General features: G+C 43.9%; 15 protein-coding genes, 2 tRNA genes and 1 pseudogene. 16 read left to right on the top strand and 2 right to left on the bottom strand.

What is annotated here, in order from left to right; genetic code table 11:
* Positions 1-70: 70 nt before the first annotated feature.
* The 14 genes from K5677_RS06005 (at position 71) to K5677_RS05940 (ending at position 19,787) form a co-directional block, all read left to right on the top strand.
* Positions 71-1,663 (top strand): glycoside hydrolase family 25 protein, encoded by a 1,593-nt coding sequence (locus K5677_RS06005; RefSeq protein WP_296725809.1) that lies wholly within the window; start codon positions 71-73, stop codon positions 1,661-1,663.
* 98 nt (positions 1,664-1,761) lie between these two features.
* Positions 1,762-5,097: a PD-(D/E)XK nuclease family protein gene (locus K5677_RS06000; protein ID WP_296725806.1), complete on the top strand. Its 3,336-nt coding sequence runs from the start codon at positions 1,762-1,764 to the stop codon at positions 5,095-5,097.
* A gap of 1 nt (position 5,098) precedes the next feature.
* A complete protein-coding gene (addA, locus tag K5677_RS05995) occupies positions 5,099-8,740 on the top strand; it encodes a helicase-exonuclease AddAB subunit AddA (RefSeq protein ID WP_296725803.1) in 3,642 nt (1,213 codons plus the stop codon).
* Between the two features lie 554 nt (positions 8,741-9,294).
* Positions 9,295-10,275 (top strand): M15 family metallopeptidase, encoded by a 981-nt coding sequence (locus tag K5677_RS05990; protein ID WP_296725800.1) that lies wholly within the window; start codon positions 9,295-9,297, stop codon positions 10,273-10,275.
* 81 nt (positions 10,276-10,356) lie between these two features.
* Positions 10,357-11,496: a serine hydrolase gene (locus K5677_RS05985; protein WP_296725799.1), complete on the top strand. Its 1,140-nt coding sequence runs from the start codon at positions 10,357-10,359 to the stop codon at positions 11,494-11,496.
* A 134-nt stretch (positions 11,497-11,630) separates the two neighbouring features.
* On the top strand, positions 11,631-12,965 hold the full coding sequence (locus K5677_RS05980) for a glucose-6-phosphate isomerase (RefSeq protein WP_296725797.1): 1,335 nt from the start codon (positions 11,631-11,633) through the stop codon (positions 12,963-12,965).
* A 70-nt stretch (positions 12,966-13,035) separates the two neighbouring features.
* Positions 13,036-13,443 carry a hypothetical protein gene (locus tag K5677_RS05975; protein WP_296725795.1) on the top strand — a complete coding sequence of 136 codons (408 nt, stop codon included), beginning with the start codon at positions 13,036-13,038 and terminating at the stop codon, positions 13,441-13,443.
* 95 nt (positions 13,444-13,538) lie between these two features.
* Entirely contained in the window at positions 13,539-13,988 is a 450-nt protein-coding gene (locus tag K5677_RS05970) for a DUF177 domain-containing protein (protein WP_296725793.1), read from the top strand.
* A 34-nt stretch (positions 13,989-14,022) separates the two neighbouring features.
* Complete coding sequence (rpmF, locus tag K5677_RS05965; protein WP_019678749.1) at positions 14,023-14,208, top strand: 50S ribosomal protein L32; 186 nt, start codon at positions 14,023-14,025, stop codon at positions 14,206-14,208.
* Positions 14,209-14,591: 383 nt separating this feature from the next.
* The gene (locus K5677_RS05960) at positions 14,592-15,176 is read left to right on the top strand and encodes a TraX family protein (RefSeq protein WP_296726091.1); all 585 of its coding nucleotides are present in this window, start codon (positions 14,592-14,594) and stop codon (positions 15,174-15,176) included.
* 22 nt (positions 15,177-15,198) lie between these two features.
* Entirely contained in the window at positions 15,199-16,527 is a 1,329-nt protein-coding gene (der, locus tag K5677_RS05955; protein ID WP_296725792.1) for a ribosome biogenesis GTPase Der, read from the top strand.
* A complete protein-coding gene (gene plsY, locus K5677_RS05950) occupies positions 16,527-17,207 on the top strand; it encodes a glycerol-3-phosphate 1-O-acyltransferase PlsY (protein ID WP_296725790.1) in 681 nt (226 codons plus the stop codon). The genes der and plsY overlap by 1 nt, the downstream gene beginning before the upstream one ends.
* A gap of 22 nt (positions 17,208-17,229) precedes the next feature.
* On the top strand, positions 17,230-18,222 hold the full coding sequence (locus K5677_RS05945; protein ID WP_296725789.1) for an NAD(P)H-dependent glycerol-3-phosphate dehydrogenase: 993 nt from the start codon (positions 17,230-17,232) through the stop codon (positions 18,220-18,222).
* A 26-nt stretch (positions 18,223-18,248) separates the two neighbouring features.
* Positions 18,249-19,787 carry an asparagine synthase-related protein gene (locus tag K5677_RS05940; RefSeq protein WP_296725787.1) on the top strand — a complete coding sequence of 513 codons (1,539 nt, stop codon included), beginning with the start codon at positions 18,249-18,251 and terminating at the stop codon, positions 19,785-19,787.
* An 85-nt stretch (positions 19,788-19,872) separates the two neighbouring features.
* On the opposite strand, the gene spo0A is transcribed toward K5677_RS05940, so the two are convergent.
* The gene (spo0A, locus tag K5677_RS05935) at positions 19,873-20,619 is read right to left on the bottom strand and encodes a sporulation transcription factor Spo0A (protein WP_296725784.1); all 747 of its coding nucleotides are present in this window, start codon (positions 20,617-20,619) and stop codon (positions 19,873-19,875) included.
* Positions 20,620-20,871: 252 nt separating this feature from the next.
* Between spo0A and K5677_RS05930 the strand changes: the two genes are divergently transcribed.
* Both K5677_RS05930 and K5677_RS05925 read left to right on the top strand, forming a co-directional pair.
* Positions 20,872-20,956, top strand: a tRNA-Leu gene (locus K5677_RS05930).
* Positions 20,957-20,962: 6 nt separating this feature from the next.
* Positions 20,963-21,051, top strand: a tRNA-Ser gene (locus K5677_RS05925).
* A 347-nt stretch (positions 21,052-21,398) separates the two neighbouring features.
* Here the strand turns inward: K5677_RS05925 and K5677_RS05920 are convergent.
* A pseudogene (locus K5677_RS05920) lies at positions 21,399-21,524 on the bottom strand (IS30 family transposase); the annotation flags it as partial.

Genomic DNA, 21,524 nt, shown 5'->3' with positions numbered 1-21,524 from the left:
ATAATTTACAAAAAGCTATGAAACAGTTATTACTTTTTTGTAACGTCAACGAAAGGGAGTTTGATCAGATATGAGGATATATAAGAGACTGCTTTCTGCACTGATGGCTTTTTCATTCATCGGTTCAAGCGCAGCATTATCCCCTTCAGAAGCTTTCGCCGAAAACAATATAAGCTGCAATATATATGATACCACAATTGATCTTGAAAGTAAAGAGGCTTCGGGCAGTATCTCACAGAATACCGCAGACAGCGGTACTGTAGAGGCTACGGATCTGACAGAAACACCGTTTAATGTTTTTGATATCTATAATGCTCATCAGACCTACGTAAAGATGCATTCGGGCGACAAGAGCCTGATGTATAAAAAGGCTGATGGCATAGATGTTTCCTATGCTCAGGGAAAGATAGACTGGAAGGCTGTAAAGGACAGCGGAATAGACTTTGCTATTATCAGAGCCGGTTTCGGCAACGCTGATAAGTATCCGTATCAGAAGGATACATGGTTCCAGTACAATATCGATGAGGCGCAGAAGGTCGGCATGGATATCGGTATCTACTGGTACAGCTATGCTTACAGTCCGGAAGAAGCACGCGAAGAAGCTATATCCTGCTATAATATCATAAAGGATTATAACTTTAAATATCCTGTTTACTTTGATATTGAGGAGGAGGGACAGAAAAAGCTTCCTATTTCAGAAATATCTGCAATTATCGACGTTTTCTGTTCTACGATAGAGTCAAAGGGGTATACCGCAGGCGTATACAGCTTCTCAAGCCTGCTTACATCAAAGGTATATCAGCAGGTGCTTGATAAATATGCTGTATGGGTCGCTCACTGGGACGTTGCAGCTCCCGGATATACAGGCAATTACGGTATGTGGCAGCACAGCGACAAGGGCAGAGTAAACGGTATTGATACAGTTGTGGATCTGGATCACTGCTATGTGAATTATCCATACCTTATATCCCCCGATACATATGAGCCTGACGGCACAGAGACCGATGCAAGCGTTCCTATCCGTCCGGTAAGTGTAAATAAGGGCGTTGCAAGCGGTATCGATGTTTCGGTATGGCAGGGCAAAATGGACTGGGATAAGGTCAAGGCAGCCGGTATCAATTATGCAATGATACGCGCCGGATATGGTAATCTTGCGGCACAGACCGATAAGTACTTTGAAGCTAATATTGAGGGTGCTGAAAAAGCAGGCATCGATTGCGGTGCATACTGGTACAGCTACGCTGAATCTCCCGAGGACGCGGTTCTTGAAGCAGAGGCCTGCTTAGAGGTCATTAAGGGACACAAGTTTGCATATCCTATATACTACTGTGTAGAGGATCAGTGCTTTGCTGCAAAGACAAACAAGGAAATTTCCGATATTATAAAGGCGTTCTGCTCAACTCTTGAGAAAAAAGGCTATTATGTAGGCGTAAAGAGCTATGCAAACTTCCTCAATTCAAGAGTGGACGAGTCTGTATTTGCTGATTACGATGTCTGGGTGGCTCATTATGGAGTTTCAAAGCCTGAGTTCAGCAAGAATTATAATATGTGGCAGTATACAAACGACGGAAAGGTCAACGGTCTCGGCGGCAGCTTTAACCTTGATTATGCTTATCTCAAGTTCCCTGAGATAATGAAAAAGAACCATTTGAACGGTTTCTGATAACAAAAGTCAATATGCATACCGCTTTGCTGCGGTATGCATATTTTATGTATTATTGATCCTGTATTATTGCGGAGATCGGTGTAAAGAGGATAATTATGGTCGAATTTATAACAGGTGCGGCAGGCTGTGGAAAAACTACAAGAATGTTCGCAAAGATACAGAAAAAATGCAGTTCGGCTGAAAAGCTCTGCATTATAGTTCCCGAGCAGTTTTCTCAGGATTTCGATAAAAAGCTCTATTTCTATCTCGGTGCTGAGAATTTCAACGAGCTGTTCTCACTGAGCTTTACAGGTCTGGCAAGACAGCTTTTTCAGCTATACGGCGATCCCTGCCGAAAAGGTGAATTTGCTGATGATATGGCAAAGATGATACTCATTTATCAGGCTGTAAATGCCGCATTGTCACGTCCCGAGTCTCTCAGCAGCTTCCGCAGACAGAGTCTGCAAAACGGCTTTGCCGAGGAGATAATGACGCTTATCCGGGATATTAAACGCTCGGGTATTACTCCGGAGGAGCTTGTACAGCGTTCACGTTCTCTTGATAAGAGGCTTATGGACAAGACAGAAGATGTGGCAGCTATCTTCCTTGAATATCAGCGCCTTATGGAGGAATACGGCTTCAAGGACGCGCTGGATAATATCCGGGAGGCTGCAAAAATTGCAAATCTTTATGAGTATTTCAAGGGAAAGACAGTATTTCTTGACGAATTTGAAAGCTTTACCGCCGATCAGTACGAAATGCTCCGTGTCATGATCTCTTCCGCGGAAAATGTTTGTATAGCCCTCAGAACAGACGATGTCAATGCAGGTGCTTACACTCTTTTTGAGACCGTAAACGACACCTACAGGAAGATAATGAATATCTGCCGCGAGACAGGCATTGAGTCCTCAATAGAAAAATGCGGTGAATGCCATAGATTCAAAACTCCAGATCTTGAATATGTCAGCAAAAGAGCTCTTGTTAATCTGAAAAACGAAGCTGATAAAGCACCAAAGCCCGAGAATGTGCATATTTTCGAGGCACGGGATATGTATGACGAGGCGGAATATGTATGTGCGGCTATCAAGCACCTTGTTTATGATGACAGGTCTCTGATGTACAAGGATATTGCTATAATCTCAAATGATATCGCAGTTTACTCCGATGTGCTCAAGGCTTCCTTCAAGAGATATGATATCCCGTATTTTCTAAGTATTGAAAAGGACGCTGCACACACCTCAGTAATGGTTTTCTTTACTTCTATGCTGGATATTCTGTCAAGCAGGCGGATACGTTCTGAGCAGGTATTCCGTTTCATAAAAAGCGGGCTTCTTGACGTTACGCTTACGGAGGTATCTCTTCTGGAGAATTACTGCTACAAATGGGACGTTGACGGGGACAGCTGGCTGGAGGAGTTCGCTGCCGAAGACGAACAGCTTGAACTGCTTGAAAATATCCGGAAAAAGACAGTCGTTCCGCTGATAAAGCTGAAAAAGAAGCTCAATAGCAGGAATACTGCAAAAAATCTGTGTGTATTGCTTTACGATCATATCGTTTACTGCAATGCTGAGAAAAATACCGCAAAGCTCATGGGGCGGCTCATAAAGCAGGACAAGGATTATGAAGCGGCTGAGCTTAAACGCTTATGGGGCTGCCTTATGGATATACTTGACAGCCTTTGTGATACTCTCGGCGATAAGGAGATAGGATTTTCTGAGCTTACGCGCATTATCCGCTCTATGATAGGACGTATAAAGTATTCCGTCCCCCCTCAGACTCTTGATGCGGTCACAGCAGCCTCTGCGAGAATGGCTCGTCTTGATTCTCCGAGAGTGGTATTCATTATGGGAGCTAATGACGGGGATTTCCCTAATCAGATAAGCGTTCACGGACTTTTCTCCGAGGCTGAGAAGTCAAAGCTATCCGAGAACGGGATAGAGCTTTCAACACCTCTTGCGGAGCTTATAGCCTCAGAGCGGCTTGTAGTTTATAAGGCTATATCGGCGGCTTCTGAAAAGCTATACATGACCTATCCGCTGTCTGACTTGTCAGGGCAGGCGAAATACCCTGCACAGATAGTTGACAGGATAATCGCTATGTTCGGCGATAATAGCATACACGTTACAAGCAGCAGCATTTCAGTGGATTACTATGCGGCGACGCTTCATTCCGCATTTTACCATTATATGCAGGAGCGCAAGAGTAATAACGCAGCAGTTGCTTCCGTTAAGGAGCTGCTTATGGGAGCTCCCGACTACAGGCGCAGGCTGTCCTATGTCATGAGCAGAGGCTATCACACTCAGAGCTTCGGCATAGACAGGGATATAATGGAAAAGCTTCAAAGCTTTGAGCCGCTGAGGCTTTCATCGTCGGGACTTGAAGAGTATAACCTATGTCACTTCAAATATTTCTGTGATAAGTGTCTGAGACTTCACCTGAATGAAAAGGTGGAGCTTGACGCGCGTATAGCAGGTGAACTGACACACAGGTGCTTTTACGGTATTCTCGGTAAGTACAGCAAGTCAGAGTTTGTAAATCTCTCCTGCGATGCCGTAAAAACCGAGATCAGCACCTGCGCTGAGAACTACCGCAGAGAGGCTCTTGCAGGTGATTTCGGCAAGGACGCAAAGTTTGATCTTATATTCAATAAGCTCACAGAGCGTATGTCTGAGGTCTTTATGTACACCCAGCAGGCACTTATGGCTTCGGATTTTGTGCCGCATAAGTTCGAGCTTGACCTCCGTGACAGCCATTCTGTGGTGCTGCCCTTCGGTGACGGCAGACAGCTCAGCTTCGGCGGTATAGTAGACAGAGCTGATGTCTGCGATATAGAGGGTGAAAAATATCTTCGCATAATCGACTACAAGAGCAGCCGCAAGGACATAACTGCGGAAACTCTTGCCTGCGGTATCAATATGCAGATGCTGCTTTATCTATTTGCTTCCACGGACAAGGGCGGGATTTATGAAGGCTATTCACCTGCCGGAGTTCTATATTCTCCTGTAAGGATATCGGAGGTACATCTTGAATCTCATAAGGTGGATTCAAAGAATACGGGAGCTGTCAGCTCTGCGCTGAAAACAAGCGGACTTGTTCTTGGTGACAGGGATATTCTTGAAGCTATGGAGAAAAATGTCCGAGGTGAATTTATCCCAGTAAAGCTTGATAAGAACGGAGTTCCCGATAAGAATTCCGCTTGTATCTCGGCTGAGGGCATGACTTTATTGAGAAACTATACCTACGGAAAGCTGAAAAGCATGGCAGAGTCACTGCTTGCAGGTGATGCCGAGGCTGTCCCTCTGCTTATGGGGAACAAGCTGCCGTGTACCTATTGTGAATATATGAATATATGCGATAATTCCGAGCTTGAACGGCAGAGGACTCCCGACGAGGGCGATATTGCCGAGGTTCAGGAAATACTTGGAAAAAAATTCAGGGGAGAGGAGGAGTAATATGGGCTGGACACAACAGCAGCAGAATGCTATCGACGCAAGAGATACGTCCCTTATCGTATCAGCAGCAGCAGGAAGCGGCAAGACAGCAGTGCTTACCGAGAGGCTTGTTCAGCTTATTGCCGATAAGGATTCTGGAGTACGTGCAGACAGAATGGTAGTTGTTACATTTACCAATGACGCCGCAGCAGAGCTGAAAAAGCGCCTTGACAGCAAGCTCCGCGCCCTTATAAATGAACGTCCTGACGACAGGCATCTTTTGAAGCAGCAGATACTTTTGCAAAGTGCAAGAATATCCACTATAAACTCATTCTGCTTCGACCTTATAAGGGATAATATCGTTGAAAACGGCATAACTTCGGGATTCAGCGTACTTGATGACACCGATAACAAGGTTCTGAGAGCACGGGCTCTTGAGGAGCTGATAAATTATTACAGTGCAAATGAGTACGGCAAAATATCCTTTATGTACGACCGTTTCTGCATAAAGGACGAAAAAAGACTCCTTGAAGTCATCGAAAGAGCCGATAATTTTCTTTCTTCTGTGGCAATGGCGGATAAGTGGCTTGAAAAAGCTGTGCAAAATTACAACACTGAATTTGAGAGTTCAGTCTATTGCCGTAAGCTCATTGAAACTCTTACCCGTCAGCTTGAATCGGCACTTAAAGCGGCTGACGATAATATGGGCATGATAAGCCGTATTTTCCCCGATATGGCGGCTGCGGCGGCAGTGAAGTCCTATGAGCAGGCTGAAAACGACTTTGATAATGTATCAGATTTGCTGGGCGTTTTCAGAAGCGGACGAATCCCCACAGCAGAGGAATGTGCGAAGGCTGAGGAGTTTGCCGACCTTGTAAGAGTGGGAAAGACTTCCCATGATAAGGCTCTGAGAGAAATATTCAAGAAAAAGCGCGATATAATAAAAAAGACCATAGCAAAGGTAGTTAGCAGCATAACGTCTGTGGATAGCGATTTTGCCGAGAGCGGTGAAGTGACGGCTGTTCTTGCGGATATGCTGAGAAAGTACCATGAGATACTATGGGAGAAAAAGTGCGAAAAAAACGCTCTCAGCTTTGATGACGGCGAGCGCCTTGCGCTTGATATACTTGCTGACGAGGACGAAAACGGCAGAGTTATACAGTCCGAAGCTGCTGAGAAGATAGCGGATTATTATGACATCATAATGATAGACGAGTATCAGGACTCAAATAACAAGCAAGACCTGATATTCAAGCTTATTTCAAAGAATTATAAGCTCGGCGAAAACGGCGAGCCTCTCTATGGCGACAATGTTTTTCTTGTAGGTGATGTAAAGCAGTCTATCTATCGTTTCAGACTTGCAAATCCGCGCAACTTTATAAATACCCTGAAAGGTGCGGATAGGTATTCCTCAGACAGTGACAGCAGGAATCAGTATATCACTCTCAACAAGAATTTCCGAAGCTCACCTCAGGTTATTGATTTCGTAAACTATGTTTTCGGGCAGATAATGAGCGAAAGCTGCGGTGATATAGATTATAACAGCGACGAAATGCTGTATTTCGGGGCAGAGCACTTTGGCGAGAGCGGCGGAAGACAGCGTGTTGCTCACATATCATTTATAAATGACGAGCCCTGCGAGGATGGCGAAGATGATATTGTCGATCAAAAGACAGACTGCGAGGCTGTTTTTACGGCTCAGAAAATAGCGGATATGCTCAAAAATGGCGTACCTGTGACCGATAAGGACGGTGTACAGCGTCCGTGCAGACCGTCGGATTTCTGTATACTCGTCAGAAACAACTCGTATATCAATGTATATGCCGATGAACTGAACAGGATAGGTGTGCCAGCCAAAGGAAATGAGGAGGCAGGATACCTTAGGTCACGTGAGATAGCTGTGCTTATAGACCTGCTGAGGGTTATCAGCAATCCCTTGCAGGATATTCCTATGGCTGCTGTTATGACCTCGCCGATGTATATGTTCAGTATATCTGACCTTGCGGTGATAAAGTCTCTTGATAAGCACAGGGCGCTTTTTGCGATAATACGCGGTCTGGCTGACGGTGAGTACGAGGAATGCACAGATATGTTTCTGCGTGAACACTGTATGGAATTCCTTGAATCTCTTGACGAGTTCAGACTCGACTCCGTGACAATGACTCTGGGGGAGCTTATCGGCGAGATATATGATACCACAGATTTTATTTCAGTTATGCAGATGTACAGTGACGGCGACCAGAAACGTGCAAATCTTCGTGCCCTTATCCAGTATGCTCAGAATTATGAGAGCTCAGCCGCCTTTGACGGTACAGGCGGACTTAACGGTTTTCTGCGCCACCTTGACAGAGTTATGGAGAACGGCGATTATTCACAGGGCAAAATATCTGCTTCTTCGGGCGAATATGTCAACGTGCTGACTCTCCACCGTTCAAAGGGGCTGGAATTTCCGTTTGTGTTCATAGCTGAGACATCGGTGAACTTTAAATTTGACTCTAAAGCTGTAATGTGCAGTGACGACGGCAGAATAGGCTATGTGCTGTATGAGCCGACTCTTTTCAGAAAGTACAGGACCTTCCAGCAGACCATGCTGGCTGCCGAGGAGGAAAGAGCCACACGAAGCGAGGAAATGCGTTTGCTTTACGTAGGGCTTACAAGAGCGCAGCAGCAGCTTTTTATTAACCTGAAATGCAGTGAAAAGGCGCTTAAACGCGTAAATGCCCTTATTGAAAGCTGTATTCTGCACAGCAACGACATAACTGAATGGGTGTCGGAGGCTAAGAGCTTTGCTGACTGGCTGTGGGCGGCTATCGTTCGCAGTACAGAGTTTGAGGACATCGCACAGCAGCTTGGTATCGATACAGGCGGGCTCGGAGCAGGCAGTGCAGCCGGTGAGCTATTTGAATACAAGATAGCGGAGACTGCTGTAACTGATGCGGAGGACATCAAAGACGAGGCGGAAGATGCTTCCGCAGATGAAATGCTTATCGCTAAGATGAAGGATATTATAGACTTTCAGTACAACAGGACTCTTTCCGAGACACCAGCAAAGCTTAGTGTGACACAGATAACAAGGAAACTGAAGGAAAATGATGACAGCTTCGATTTCAGACTGAAGCGTCCGAGATTCAAGTCAGAGGGTTCAAGTTTGACCGGTGCAGAGCGCGGAACGGCGATACACACATTCTTTCAGTACTGCGATTTTGACAGAGCAATAAATGCTCCCGAGGCTGAGATAGACAGTGTTTCTCAAAAAGGGTATATCAGCTCTGCCGAGGCTGAGTCAATAAGCGTTGAGAATGTTTCGGCGTTTTTCAAAAGCAGTCTTTTTGACAGGATAAAAAGTTCCCTGCGTTATGTGAGGGAAAAGAAATTCATGGTGGCTGTCTCACAGCTCAATATTGAGAATGAAACTCTCGACAGGCTGAAAAAGTCCGACGGCATGATAAAAGGGATAATCGACCTTATGTTTGAAGAGCCTGACGGTATAGTCATTGTGGACTACAAGTCAGACAGGGGAGTGTCACTTACAGCACTGAAAGAGCGTTACGCTATGCAGCTCAGGCTTTATAAGGCAGCAATAGAGCTGACTACAGGAAAAAAGGTCAAGGAAACTCTTCTTTATTCCTTTGAGCTGAAAGACAGTATTACAGTTGAACTTTGATGAACAGGCTCTCTGAACGGAGAGCCTGTTGTGCTGTATGTATAAGATAGAACATAGTTTTTGTCTAATTCGCAGAATATGAAAAAAAAGTTGACAAGGTAATTTTTCTGTACTATAATAGAAAATACAGAGATATATAATATTATGGTGTAGAATGAACAAAAGAAGGAAACAAATTTCGCAATGCTAAAAAAACATACAGGCACGGCGGTTTTCCTTTAATAGTTCTAATATTTTTCGGAGTCGGCAGCTCAGGCTGACTATAGGTATTTGCAGACGTACTGATTCTGCATACCTTTATGTCGGATAAAGCTGGCGTAAAAGGTGTCGCACCTTTGTATCCGGGTCACTACAGAACAGGCAGGGAAACAGCAGTGTCTTTTTTATTTTCCCTTTCGGCGGACAAGTCGGGGGAAGCAGGATCAAAGACAAATTGGCTGGAATGCTATTCTGATTATAAATAATACTCGGGCATTTGCCTGAAAAACGATAGAATAATAAAGAAAAAGAACCAAAGTATTATTTTTTGATGTAGAACAAAACAATCGGAGGATATGGTCAAAATGCAGGAGCCAAAGAGAAAAAAGCTCAAGCTCAGCAGAGTTCTGCTGGCTATGGGCGCTATTGTAATAACACTTTCGGGTGCTGATACGCTCAGAAGAAGTCTGGCAAGTCAGCAACCTTTAAATCTTACCATAAACGGCGACTTCCGTAATGCCGAAACTCAGGAGCAAGCAACCACAGGCAGCAGCCTTTCGCTGGGGACAACCGACGAGAGCACAACTGCTTTTGAGGGAGTAAAGTATCTGGGATTTTCGGAATATGAGTTATCGGAAAATGAACTTGCAGAGGGTATACTTGCAATATATACCGAGAGCGCTCCCGCAAAAGAGGATTACAGTAAGGCTATGGTAGATCTGTCGGAGGAGAAGAACGAATTCTATACCCTTGTTGACGAGAAGGTTGAACTCAACGAGGACGCGGCAGAGGCGCTTAATACCATGATGGAGGATTATGCCAACCAGACAGCTTTAGCTGATTTTATCGTATACGGAACTACCGATACATATACAGGTGAAGATTCATATTGTCCAAAGGCTTTCAGCGAGTCCAAGGCAGGATACTGCGTAGACCTCGCACTTAATGCTTATGGCTCTGTGCTGTCATACGACGGATATGATACAGAGGGCTGGATAGTTGAGAACTGCTGGAAGTATGGATTTATAGTGAGGTATCCGCAGAATAAAAAGGATAAGACAGGCAATGAATACTGTCCGTGGCATCTCAGATACGTGGGTGAGATACACGCGGCAATAATGACAAAAAAGGATATGTGCCTTGAAGAATACGTTGATTTCCTTAAACAGTACACCTTTGATGAGCCTTATACCTTTACATTCAACGATATGGGATACCAGATATACTCAGTTACCGAAAACGATGAGCAGTACAAAACGAGAGTACCGATATCGGGTAATTATGAGATTACAGGCGATAATAAGGACGCTTTTATTATCATCGCTTTAAAAAAATGATTTATATTAAGGAGCAGTTCTATGCTGCTCCTTTTTCATTTTTTTACAGAAAAATGCATATTATCCTTTGAGGTGATGAATATGCTGAAAAAACTGAGGATTTTGCCGTTCTTATTCATTATAGCAATGTTTTCGGCTCTTGTTATCGGAGCTGATGTCAAGGAGGCTCCCGAACCTGCGGCATACGTGCTGATGGAGGCTGAGACTCGCACAGTATTGAACGAAATGAACTCCAATAAGCACCTTAATGCAGGTTATCTTGCAAAGCTTATGGGGATCCTTCTTGTTGCTGAGGATATACAGGACGGAGAGTACTCCTTTGACGACGAGATCACTGCCTCAGAAAGCGTAACAAATACCAAAGGCGCAGTGATATGGCTTGAAAGCGGTGATAAAATGACTGTGGAAGAGCTGCTGAAAAGTGTTATCATCGGAAACGCAAATGACGCTATGACTGTTCTTGCTGAGAGATCATCGGGGAGCGTTGAAAGCTTTGTCATGGATATGAACGCAAAGGCTTTTGATCTTGGGCTCAGAGATACAAGGTTTGCTTCTCCGTATGGCTATTATTCGGCAGAGGAATATACTACAGCCCATGATATGGCTGTTATCTGCTGTGAACTTGCAGAATATGACTTTCTTGTTCCGATGTTCTCAACATGGCGTGATTTCGTTAAGGGTGGGAAGACAGAGCTTGTCAGTGAAAATACACTTACCCGTACTTATGACCGACATATCGGTTTCAAAGCTTGTCACTCAGACGAGGCTGGCTATTGTATTGCAGAGGGCGGACGCAATGAAAGCGGCAGTACCTTTATTTCTGTAGTTCTCGGCGCTGAGAACGAGGAGATATCTCTTGGTACTGCGAAAAGACTGGTTCGCATGGGCTTCAGCGGCTATAAGGTCACATTTACAATGTTTCCTGATGAAATGCTTGCTCCTGTAAAGGTAAAAAACGGTACCGCCTACGCTGTGGAGATTTATCTGGATCAACAGGGGAAAGCCGTCGTTCCGAGGGGCTCCGGCGAGCTTCGTACACGTGTAGTCATACCTGAATACCTGACAGCCCCCATCAGAATTGGTCAGCCAATCGGCACTGCAGCCTTTTATAATGATGATACGCTGGTATATGAAAGTGAACTGCTTGCAAAAAATGCTGTTTCTAAACTTAGCTATAGATTTATTTTATATAAGCTGCTGGATAAAATGATGGAAAAGTGAGTGTATAATTGTTATAAATATACAAATGTTGAAATTGTTACGTAAAGGACTTGAAAAAAATCCAAAAATATAGTATCATAAAGATGGTAAATTATATTTGTATGGCTTACCATACATATTGGAGGTAAATTCTAATGTCTTTAAAACTCAACACCAAATACTTGAAGGATTTCGTCAACGCTGACGAAATGGCTGGTATCAAGGCTCAGGTAGAGGCTGCTGCTCAGTCACTTCACAGTAAGTCAGGTCTCGGCAATGATTTTTTAGGCTGGGTAGAACTCCCTACAGCCTATGATAAGGAAGAATTCGCACGTATCAAGGCAGCTGCCGAGAGAATAAAGAAGAATTCTGATATCCTTATCGTTATCGGTATCGGCGGTTCATATCTCGGTGCAAGAGCAGCTATCGAGCTTCTCAAGTCGCCTCTTTATAATAACATGAAGAAGGACACACCTGATATCTACTATGTTGGAAACAGCATCAACCCTGCTTATCTCAACGAGATCATTGCTCTTTGTGACGGCAAGGACTTCTCTGTGAATGTAATCTCCAAGTCGGGTACAACTACAGAGCCTGCTCTTGCATTCAGGATCTTCAAGAAGATGGTTGAGGATAAATACGGTAAGGAAGAGGCAAAGAACCGTATATTTGCTACTACAGACAAGGCAAGAGGAACTCTCAAGAACCTCTCAGACGCTGAGGGCTATGAGACATTCGTTATCCCTGATGACGTAGGAGGTCGTTTCTCTGTTCTTACAGCTGTTGGTCTTCTTCCTATTGCAGTTGCCGGCTGTGACATTGACGCACTTATGAAGGGTGCTGCTAAGGCACAGGCTGACTTCTGCGCTGATTTCGATAGCAATGATTGCTATAAGTATGCTGCACTCAGAAATATCCTTTACAGAAAGGGCAAGTCTGTTGAAATGCTCGTTTCCTATGATCCAAGCTTCGTAATGATGTCAGAGTGGTATAAGCAGCTTTTCGGCGAGAGCGAAGGCAAGGATAATAAGGGCATTTTCCCGTCAGCAGCTGTATTCTCAACAGACCTTCACTCAATGGGACAGTATATCCAGGACGGTGCAAGAATACTCTTTGAGACTGTTGTTGATATCAAGAAGCCAAAGACTGATCTTTTCCTTGAACCCGATGCAGAGAATCTTGACGGTCTTAACTTCCTCACAAACCAGAATATGTCAGTAGTAAACAGAAAGGCTTTCGAGGGTACTGTTCTCGCTCATACAGAGGGCGGAGTTCCTAATATCATTCTTGAGCTTGATGATACTACAGAGGAAAATGTAGGCTACATGATCTATTTCTTCGAGAAGGCTTGTGCTATCTCAGGCTATGTTCTCGGTGTAAATCCTTTCAACCAGCCAGGTGTTGAAAGCTATAAGTCCAATATGTTCGCTCTTCTCGGCAAGCCCGGATATGAGGGCGCAAAGGCTGCTCTTGAAGCTAAGCTCGGCTGATAACTGCGTTTAGCTCACAATACAAAATATAATACGTCACAAATGCCGCAAGGCACGGAAGGAGTAAATTATGATTAAACTTATTACAGGAAAAAAAGGCACAGGTAAGACAAAGATACTTATCGACCAGATCAATGATGCTGTAAAGTCAACAAACGGCAACCTCGTTTGCATCGAAAAGGGCGATAATATCAGACGTTCTATCAGCTTCAGAGTTAGATGGTGCGATACAGAGAGCTTTGCTATCGAGGGTACAGATGCATTCTACGGTTTCGTAGCAGGTATGCTCGCAGGCAACTACGATATAAAGGACGTTTTCGTTGACGGTATCCTCAAGATCGTAGGCAGAGATTACGATGCTCTCGGAAATCTCTTTGAGAAGCTCGACAAGCTCACAGGTGAAGAGGCTACTATCGTATTCACAGTTTCAGCTGACGATTCTGAGCTTCCTGAGAGCGTAAAGCAGTTCATTAAGTAATTCTGCGGAAAAATTTGAAATTTTTACACTGAACTATTGACAGATAAAGTCAATTAGTGTATAATATATCTTATAGTGCTCTGAAGGATTGTTGTATGAAGATCAATTTAAAGCAGATATTCAATATTGTCGGAGAGAAAAAGGATTTCTCCTATGAGATAGCTTCTGATGAATTAGATTGTATCAAAGGATTTTCATTTGGTTCTGATGTAAGTCTCAGCGGAAAATTCTATAACAGGGCAGGTATAGTCTATCTTGACTATACTGCTGTATTCAAGCTTCTTCACACCTGTGACAGGTGCCTGAAAGAGTTTTCTAAGGATTATGACCTTTCCTTTGACCATATTGTTGTTCCTTCCGTCAGCAACGACGATAACGATGATTATATCGTAGCAGACGGCGAGAGCATTGATTTGAATGAAGTTGCACTGAATGATATTCTCCTCAGTATGCCGACTAAGGTACTTTGCAGGGAAGACTGCAAGGGGCTTTGTATGGTCTGCGGCTGTGACCTGAATGAGACTCAGTGTGATCATCTAAATTAATATGAGCCGTGAGGCTCTGTAAGGAGGTGCCACAATGGCTGTACCAAAGAGAAAAACTTCTAAGGCAAGACGCGATAAGAGACGCAGTGCTGTCTGGAAGCTCGAAGCTCCTGCAATGTCCAAGTGTGACAACTGCGGCGCATATAAGGCTCCACATAAGGTCTGCAAAAACTGCGGATTCTATAAGGGCGTTGAGGTCCTTAAGATAGACGCTGAATAATCGGCTTGATCCGATAAAAGAGAAGGAGAGGAGGAGTGGATCTTTCTCTCCTTTTTAAGTATCTGAATCATGAAAAAATATACCGCTTTGTTCACTTTATATAAAAGACTTTTCCAAAGTTTTGCAGTATGTTTTTGTGAAAATACAGTATTTGAGCGTAATATAAGGTTTATCTGACATCAAGGCAGGGGATAATATGGAAAAGAGCAGATTTAAGGTAATAAATCGTGATGTTATAAAATATATCATTATATTTTTTATGTTCTGGGGACATCTTTTCGCTTGGCTGAGTGTCGGTGATACGCCCCCCTTATGGTCTGTTTGAGGATTGTCCCTTATGGCAGAGGATATTCATTGAGCTGAGCCTGCTTACTCCGCCTGTTATGTTCTTTTTCATAGCCGATGGCTACAAGTACACACGCTCTGTAAACAAATACGCACAAAGGCTTTTTATTTTTGCCTGTATAACACAGGTTCCCTTCACTATTCTGTGGGGACCTATAATCGGCTGGTGGGGGGCAAACATTATGTTCACCCTGTTTTTCAGTCTGCTTACTCTTTGCGTGTGGGATAGTCGCTTCAGGCTCTGGCAGCGTATCGCGCTTATAGTGCTGATATGCGGAGCAACGGCTGCTCTTGTATCAGAGTGGTTCATATTCGGACCTTTAACGGTGCTTGGACTGCATATCTTCCGCGAAAGGCCGAAGGCAAGGCTTATATGGTATGCTTCGGTCTGGGGCTGCTATATGCTTATAAGCTTTATACCTTATTGCAGTGAAGGGCTTAGTCCTATTGAAGCAGAAGTATCAGCTGTGCATCTTTTTGACTTTACAGCGGCTTATGCCTTGATGACATTTTTCTACAACGGCAAAAAGGGAAGATTTCCTAAGTTTTCAAAGTGGTTTTTCTATATATTCTATCCTGCCCATTTATGGCTGGCAGTGATACTCAGACTTGTTTTGAAGTAAAGAGAGAAAGGAGAGCAATACAATGTCATTACCGATAGTTGCAGTTGTTGGACGTCCTAATGTAGGTAAGTCCACACTTTTTAACAAGCTTATCGGACAGCGGTTGTCTATCGTAGAGGATACACCGGGCGTTACACGCGATCGTATCTATTCTAAGTGCGAGTGGCGCGGCAAGGAATTCATGGTAGTCGATACAGGCGGTATCGAACCTGACAGCAGCGACGTTATCCTTGCGCAGATGAGAAGACAGTCAGAGCTCGCTATTGAAAAGGCTGACGTTATCGTATTTGTTACGGATATAAAATGCGGCGTTACCGCTGACGATTACGCAGTGGCACAAATGCTCCTTAAAAGCGGTAAGCCGATAGTTCTTGCCGTAAATAAAGTCGATAATCTCGGTGATCCTCCTCTGGAGCTCTACGAGTTTTATAATCTGGGACTTGGCGATCCATACCCGATCTCCTCAGTTCACGGTCACGGTACAGGCGATATGCTTGACAAGGTATATGAGAGCCTGCCTGACGGTGAAGAAGCTGAATACGGTGAGGATCACATCAAAGTAGCCGTCATCGGTAAGCCTAATGCAGGCAAGTCCTCGCTCATCAACAAGATCGCAGGTGAGGAGCGCGTTATAGTTTCTGATATTGCAGGAACTACCCGTGATTCTACGGATACTGTCATAAATAATGAATACGGTAATTTTGTATTCATAGATACTGCAGGTATACGCAAAAAGTCAAAGGTTACCGAAAAGGTCGAGCATTACAGCGTACTTCGAGCTTATATGGCTGTTGATCGTGCAGATGTCTGCGTTATCATGCTGGACGCAGCCGAGGGCTTTACAGAGCAGGATTCCAAGGTCGCAGGCTATGCTCATGAGCAGGGAAAAGCCTGTGTCGTAGCTGTAAACAAGTGGGACCTTATCGAAAAGGACGACAAGACCATGCAGGAGTACAGAACAAAGCTTGAAAATGACTTCAGCTTTATGTCGTATGTACCCTTTGTGTTTATTTCTGCTAAGACCGGACAGCGTATCAGTAAGCTATATGAGCTTATCAAGTACGTTTATGAGCAGAACAGCATGAGAATATCCACAGGTATGCTCAATGATGTCCTTGCATATGCTACTACAAGAGTTCAGCCACCGTCGGACAAGGGCAGAAGACTAAAGATATATTATATGACACAGCCTTCTACAAAGCCTCCGACATTTGTTACATTTGTAAACAGGGCAGACCTCTTTCATTTCTCATACAGAAGATATATTGAAAATCAAATACGCTCAACATTCGGACTTGAGGGAACTCCTGTTCGCTTTATCGTCCGTGAGCGGGGAGGAAATGATAAATAATGAAGGTGTTTTTCTCAATTATCGTCGCCGCAGGTCTTGGCTATTTCCTCGGCAGTATAAATTTCTCTATTATTGTTGTCAGAATGATGACAGGCAGAGATATCCGCGATATGGGCAGCAAAAATGCAGGTCTGACCAATACTCTCAGATGCGCAGGTAAACCCAGTGCCCTTCTTACTCTCATAGGCGACCTTCTCAAGGGAGTTATCGCTGTATTTCTTGCAAGAGGCTTCTGTCATCTGCTCCATGCAGGTATGCTGCCCGGCAATGACACTCACTATATCGGCTATGTAGCAGGATTATTTGCAATATTAGGTCATGTTTTCCCTATCTATTACGGCTTCAAGGGCGGAAAGGGCGTACTTGTCGGTGCAGCTTCGTTTTTGGCTGTTGATTACAAGGTCTTCCTTGCTCTTTTAGCTATTTTTGCTGTAATACTTGCACTCTCTAAGTACGTTTCACTTGCTTCAATTATTTCAACAGCATACTGCCCTCTGGCAACACTGCTGATGTCATGGATAGTTGACGGCTATTCCTTCGGCAGAAGCTGTCTGTATATGCTTCTGTCACTGCCAATGGCGGCAATGGTCATATTCATGCACCGTTCAAATATACAGAGACTTATTGACGGAAATGAGAATAAATTTACATTCAACACCATAGATATAGGCAAAGAATGATTTATCGTAAGGAGTGACTTCTATGGCAAAAATAGTTATACTCGGTTCGGGCGGTTTCGGTCTTGCACTGGCAATAATGGCTGAACACTGTGGCAAACACGATGTTACAGTATGGTCGAAATTCCAGTCGGAAATAGATGATATACGTTCTCACGGCGAACATCTTCAGAAGCTACCAGGAGTGCCGATCTCGGAAAGCATTGCACTCACAAGCGACATATCCTGTATCAAGGGCTGTGATATACTTGTTTTCGGTATCCCGTCTTCGTTTGTGCGCAGTGTAGCTAAGGAGGCAGCGCCCTACTGCGACCATCATATGGTCATTGTCAATACAGGCAAGGGACTTGAGGAGGACAGTCTGAAAACTCTCAGCGAGGTTATTCGTGAGGAGATAAATACGGAGAAAATGGTAGTTCTCTCAGGTCCCTCTCATGCAGAGGAGGTCGCAAGATGTGTACCTACCACTGTTGTTGCTGCTTCTGCGAATCATGATGCTGCCGAATATGTACAGCGTGAATTCGGCAACAATTTTATGAGGATATATCTCAATGACGATGTAAAGGGCTGCGAGATAGGCGGAGCATTGAAGAATATCATCGCCCTCTGCGTTGGTATCTGTGACGGTCTGGGCTACGGTGACAATACTAAGGCTGCACTCATGACCAGAGGAATTCATGAGATAGCACGTCTTGGAAAGACAGCAGGAGCTGATCCGATAACATTCAGCGGACTTACGGGTATAGGTGATCTTATCGTTACCTGCACAAGTATGCACAGCCGTAACAGGCGGGCAGGTATTCTTATCGGGCAAGGAGTATCTCCTGAGGAAGCTGTTGAGCGTGTTGGCACTGTTGAAGGCTATTTCTGCTGCAAGGCTGCATATGATCTTTCAAGACGTCTTGGAGTGGAAATGCCTATTACAGAGCAGCTCAATGAGGTGCTTTTCAACGGCGGAGATGTCAGACACGCGCTGGGCGCTCTCATGAATCGTCCGCTTATATATGAAGAAATATGATACACACTATTACGAGGTGAATTAAATTGATTAATATCTGCGATTACAGAGGTCATATCAGAAACTGGAAAGAACTTTGCAAGGAACTTAGTATTGACAGCACTCTTTCCCGTGAAGAACGCGAAAAGGCTATCATAGTCGGGGCTTATGAGAAATGGGGCAGGGAAATGGCTGACCATTTCTATGGAATGTTCGCATTTGCGCTTTATGATACAGAGAAAGATAAGTATTTCTGTCTGAGAGACCATTTCGGCACTAAGCCTTTCTATTACTATATAACAGCCGATAACAAGCTTCTTTGCGGAACAAATATCAGTAAAATAATAGGTCAGGAGGGCTTTGTCAAGGAGCTGAATGCAGATATGCTCCAGATATACATGACACTGACCTATGTTGCAGGTGAGGACACGTTCTTTAAAGGCGTAAAGAAGCTTATGCCCGGACACTGGCTGGAATTTGAGGGCGGAAAGCTTACAGTCCAGCGCTACTGGACTCCCACATTCAAGCCTGACGATAGCAAGTCGCTTGATGACTGGGCAAACGAGATACACGACACTCTGACTAATATCTTCCCAGAGGTCAAGGATGATAATGAGGTCGCTGAATCCTTCCTCTCAGGCGGTGTTGATTCATCTTATGTGCTTGCTATGAGTGATGCCAAGAGAGCTGACTCATGCGGATATGACGAGGAGAGATTCGACGAATCACGTGTTGCAGCCAAGACTGCGGAGCTGCTGAATGTTGAGCACTGTGTTGCAAATATCCAGCCAAAGGACTTCTTTGATATAGTTCCATTCGTAATGTACAATATGGAACAGCCTTTAGGCGATGCTTCTGCAATAGTATTTACTCTTGGCTGTAAGGCAACAGCCGAGCATACCAAGCTTTGCTATTCAGGCGAAGGGGCAGACGAGTTCTTCGGCGGATACAATATGTACCGCAACGCCGAGCGCTACGGTGATAATCTGAAGACCTTCTATGTCGGAAATACCAACATCATGAAGGAAGAGGAAAAGCAGAAGATACTCAAGCACTATGATCCAAATGTACTTCCCATAAATCTTGTGAAATATATCTACGACGAGACAGAGGGACTTGATCCTCTTACAAAAATGTCAGATGTGGATATTCAGATATGGCTTGAGGGAGATATATACCTCAATGTTGACAAGATGAGTACAGCCTGCGGTCTTGAGATACGTATGCCTCTCACAGACAGAAGAATATTCGATATCGCTTCACGTATGCCTTCTAAGTATAAAGTGAACGAGGAGCAGAATAAAGTCGCTTTCAGAACAGCTGCTGCAAAGGTCCTTCCCGATGAGATAGCCTTCAGAAAGAAGCTTGGATTTATCGTACCGATAAGGATTTGGCTTGCCGACGAGCGATACAATGCAGATGTACGCGCTAAGTTCAACAGCGATATGGCAGCGCAGTTCTTTGATATTGATGAGATAAATGCGATTTATAAAGATTATGTAGGAGGAAACTCCGATAACTGGCGTAAAGTATGGACTATCTATACATTCCTTGTATGGTATGAGGAGTATTTCGTAAAGAGATAATGAAAAGCCCTCTGTGAAAAATCACAGAGGGCTTCCTATGGATAATAAATGCTGAAGCAGTGAAGTTAGTTGGGCTGAATTGATGTCAGGCTAATTTTAGCTGAAGCCTTATTTTGTCCGTAACAAGAGCTATAAATTCAGAATTAGTGGGACGTCCGCGATAGTTGTCTATGGTATAGCCGAAAAAGCTGTTTATTACTTCGGTATCGCCTCTGTCCCATGCTATTTCAATAGCATGGCGGATAGCTCGTTCAACTCGTGACGAAGTGGTATCGTACTTCTGTGCAACACAAGGATAAAGAAGCTTCGTTACACATTCCATGAGCCTGCTGTCCTCTATTGCGCTGAGTATAGCTGTACGCAGATAATGATAGCCTTTTATGTGAGCGGGTACGCCAAGCTTCTGTATAACCTCAGTGACCATTATCTCTGTATCGTTACAGCTGCTTGTAAAGGGAGCAGTGCATATTGATTTGATAATGGACGGCAGACTATGTACATCATAGGGCCTTGTAAGATAGTAAGAAGCTCCGTTTTCCAGTATCTGCCGCTCGATAAAGCTGTTTTGGATGTCTGATACGACGATGAACGCCGGTATCTTTACAAGCGTTTCCTTTACACGCTCCATAAGGCGTATAGCGTCTGTATCCTGTAGTGTCAGATCGAGAATGACAGCATCAGGGGCATCATTGATTATGGAATCAAGTATCGCTCTGCTGTTTTTCTTGCGGGTAAACGCTGTAATATCGTTTTCCCTCAGCGTTGCTGCTGCTTTTACTCCGTTTGATGCTGAATCGTCACCGATCAATACTTTGATTCGTTTGTTTTCCATGATTTAGGTTTAACTCCTTTTCTTTTAATCTACAAACACATTGTACACCACATTGGTATGATTTTCAAGGGGTATTTTTAGCGTAAAATGTCGAAAATCAGGAAAAATTATGAACGATTCTTTTAATTTATTCTTATTTGACTATATAGAATGCATTTTGTTATATGAAACGCTTGGTTTTGTAATATAATAAATATATATCTCAGACTATTGACTTTTCTTTTGATTTACTGTATAATATTAAAGTACTTTGCGAGTGTGCTGGAATAGGCAGACAGGCACGTTTGAGGGGCGTGTGTCGAGAGACGTATGGGTTCAAGTCCCATTACTCGCACCAAAGTATGGACAGATGGCTGAGCTGGTCTAAGGCGCACGACTGGAACTCGTGTATACGTTAATAGCGTATCGAGGGTTCGAATCCCTCTCTGTCCGCTCTTTTAAGAAGCCTGTATTTAGCAGAAAACGCTAAATACAGGCTTTTCTGCTGTCTATGCAAATGCAGTTAAAACTGCGTGTGTGACATTGAAACTGCATGAAATCACACGAAAATGCAGGGTCAGTCACACGAAAAATCACACGAATCACACTGAAAGGCTGTTCTAATTCTATGCAAAGCTCGTCTATCTACGACGAGCTTTTGCTTATATAAATGACGAAAGGCAGTATAATGATACAAAGAAGCCAGCTCCCGTGAGGGAGCTGCAGAGTGTCGAAAAACTATAAAATAAAATGATAACAATAATAATGGGATTCCAAAGGGGTTATGGCAGATTGTCAAGTCAAGTGCAACAAAAAACTTCATAAGGAGTTTTATCACCAAGGCATTTTCTTGGGCGATTATTAATGAAAGCAACAGCACGATCTACTTCTTTCTGAGTAACAGAACTGAAATCAAAACCCTTTGG

It is taken from the genome of Ruminococcus sp., assembly GCF_024684275.1.
This window is presented reverse-complemented; position numbering and strand designations above follow the sequence as displayed.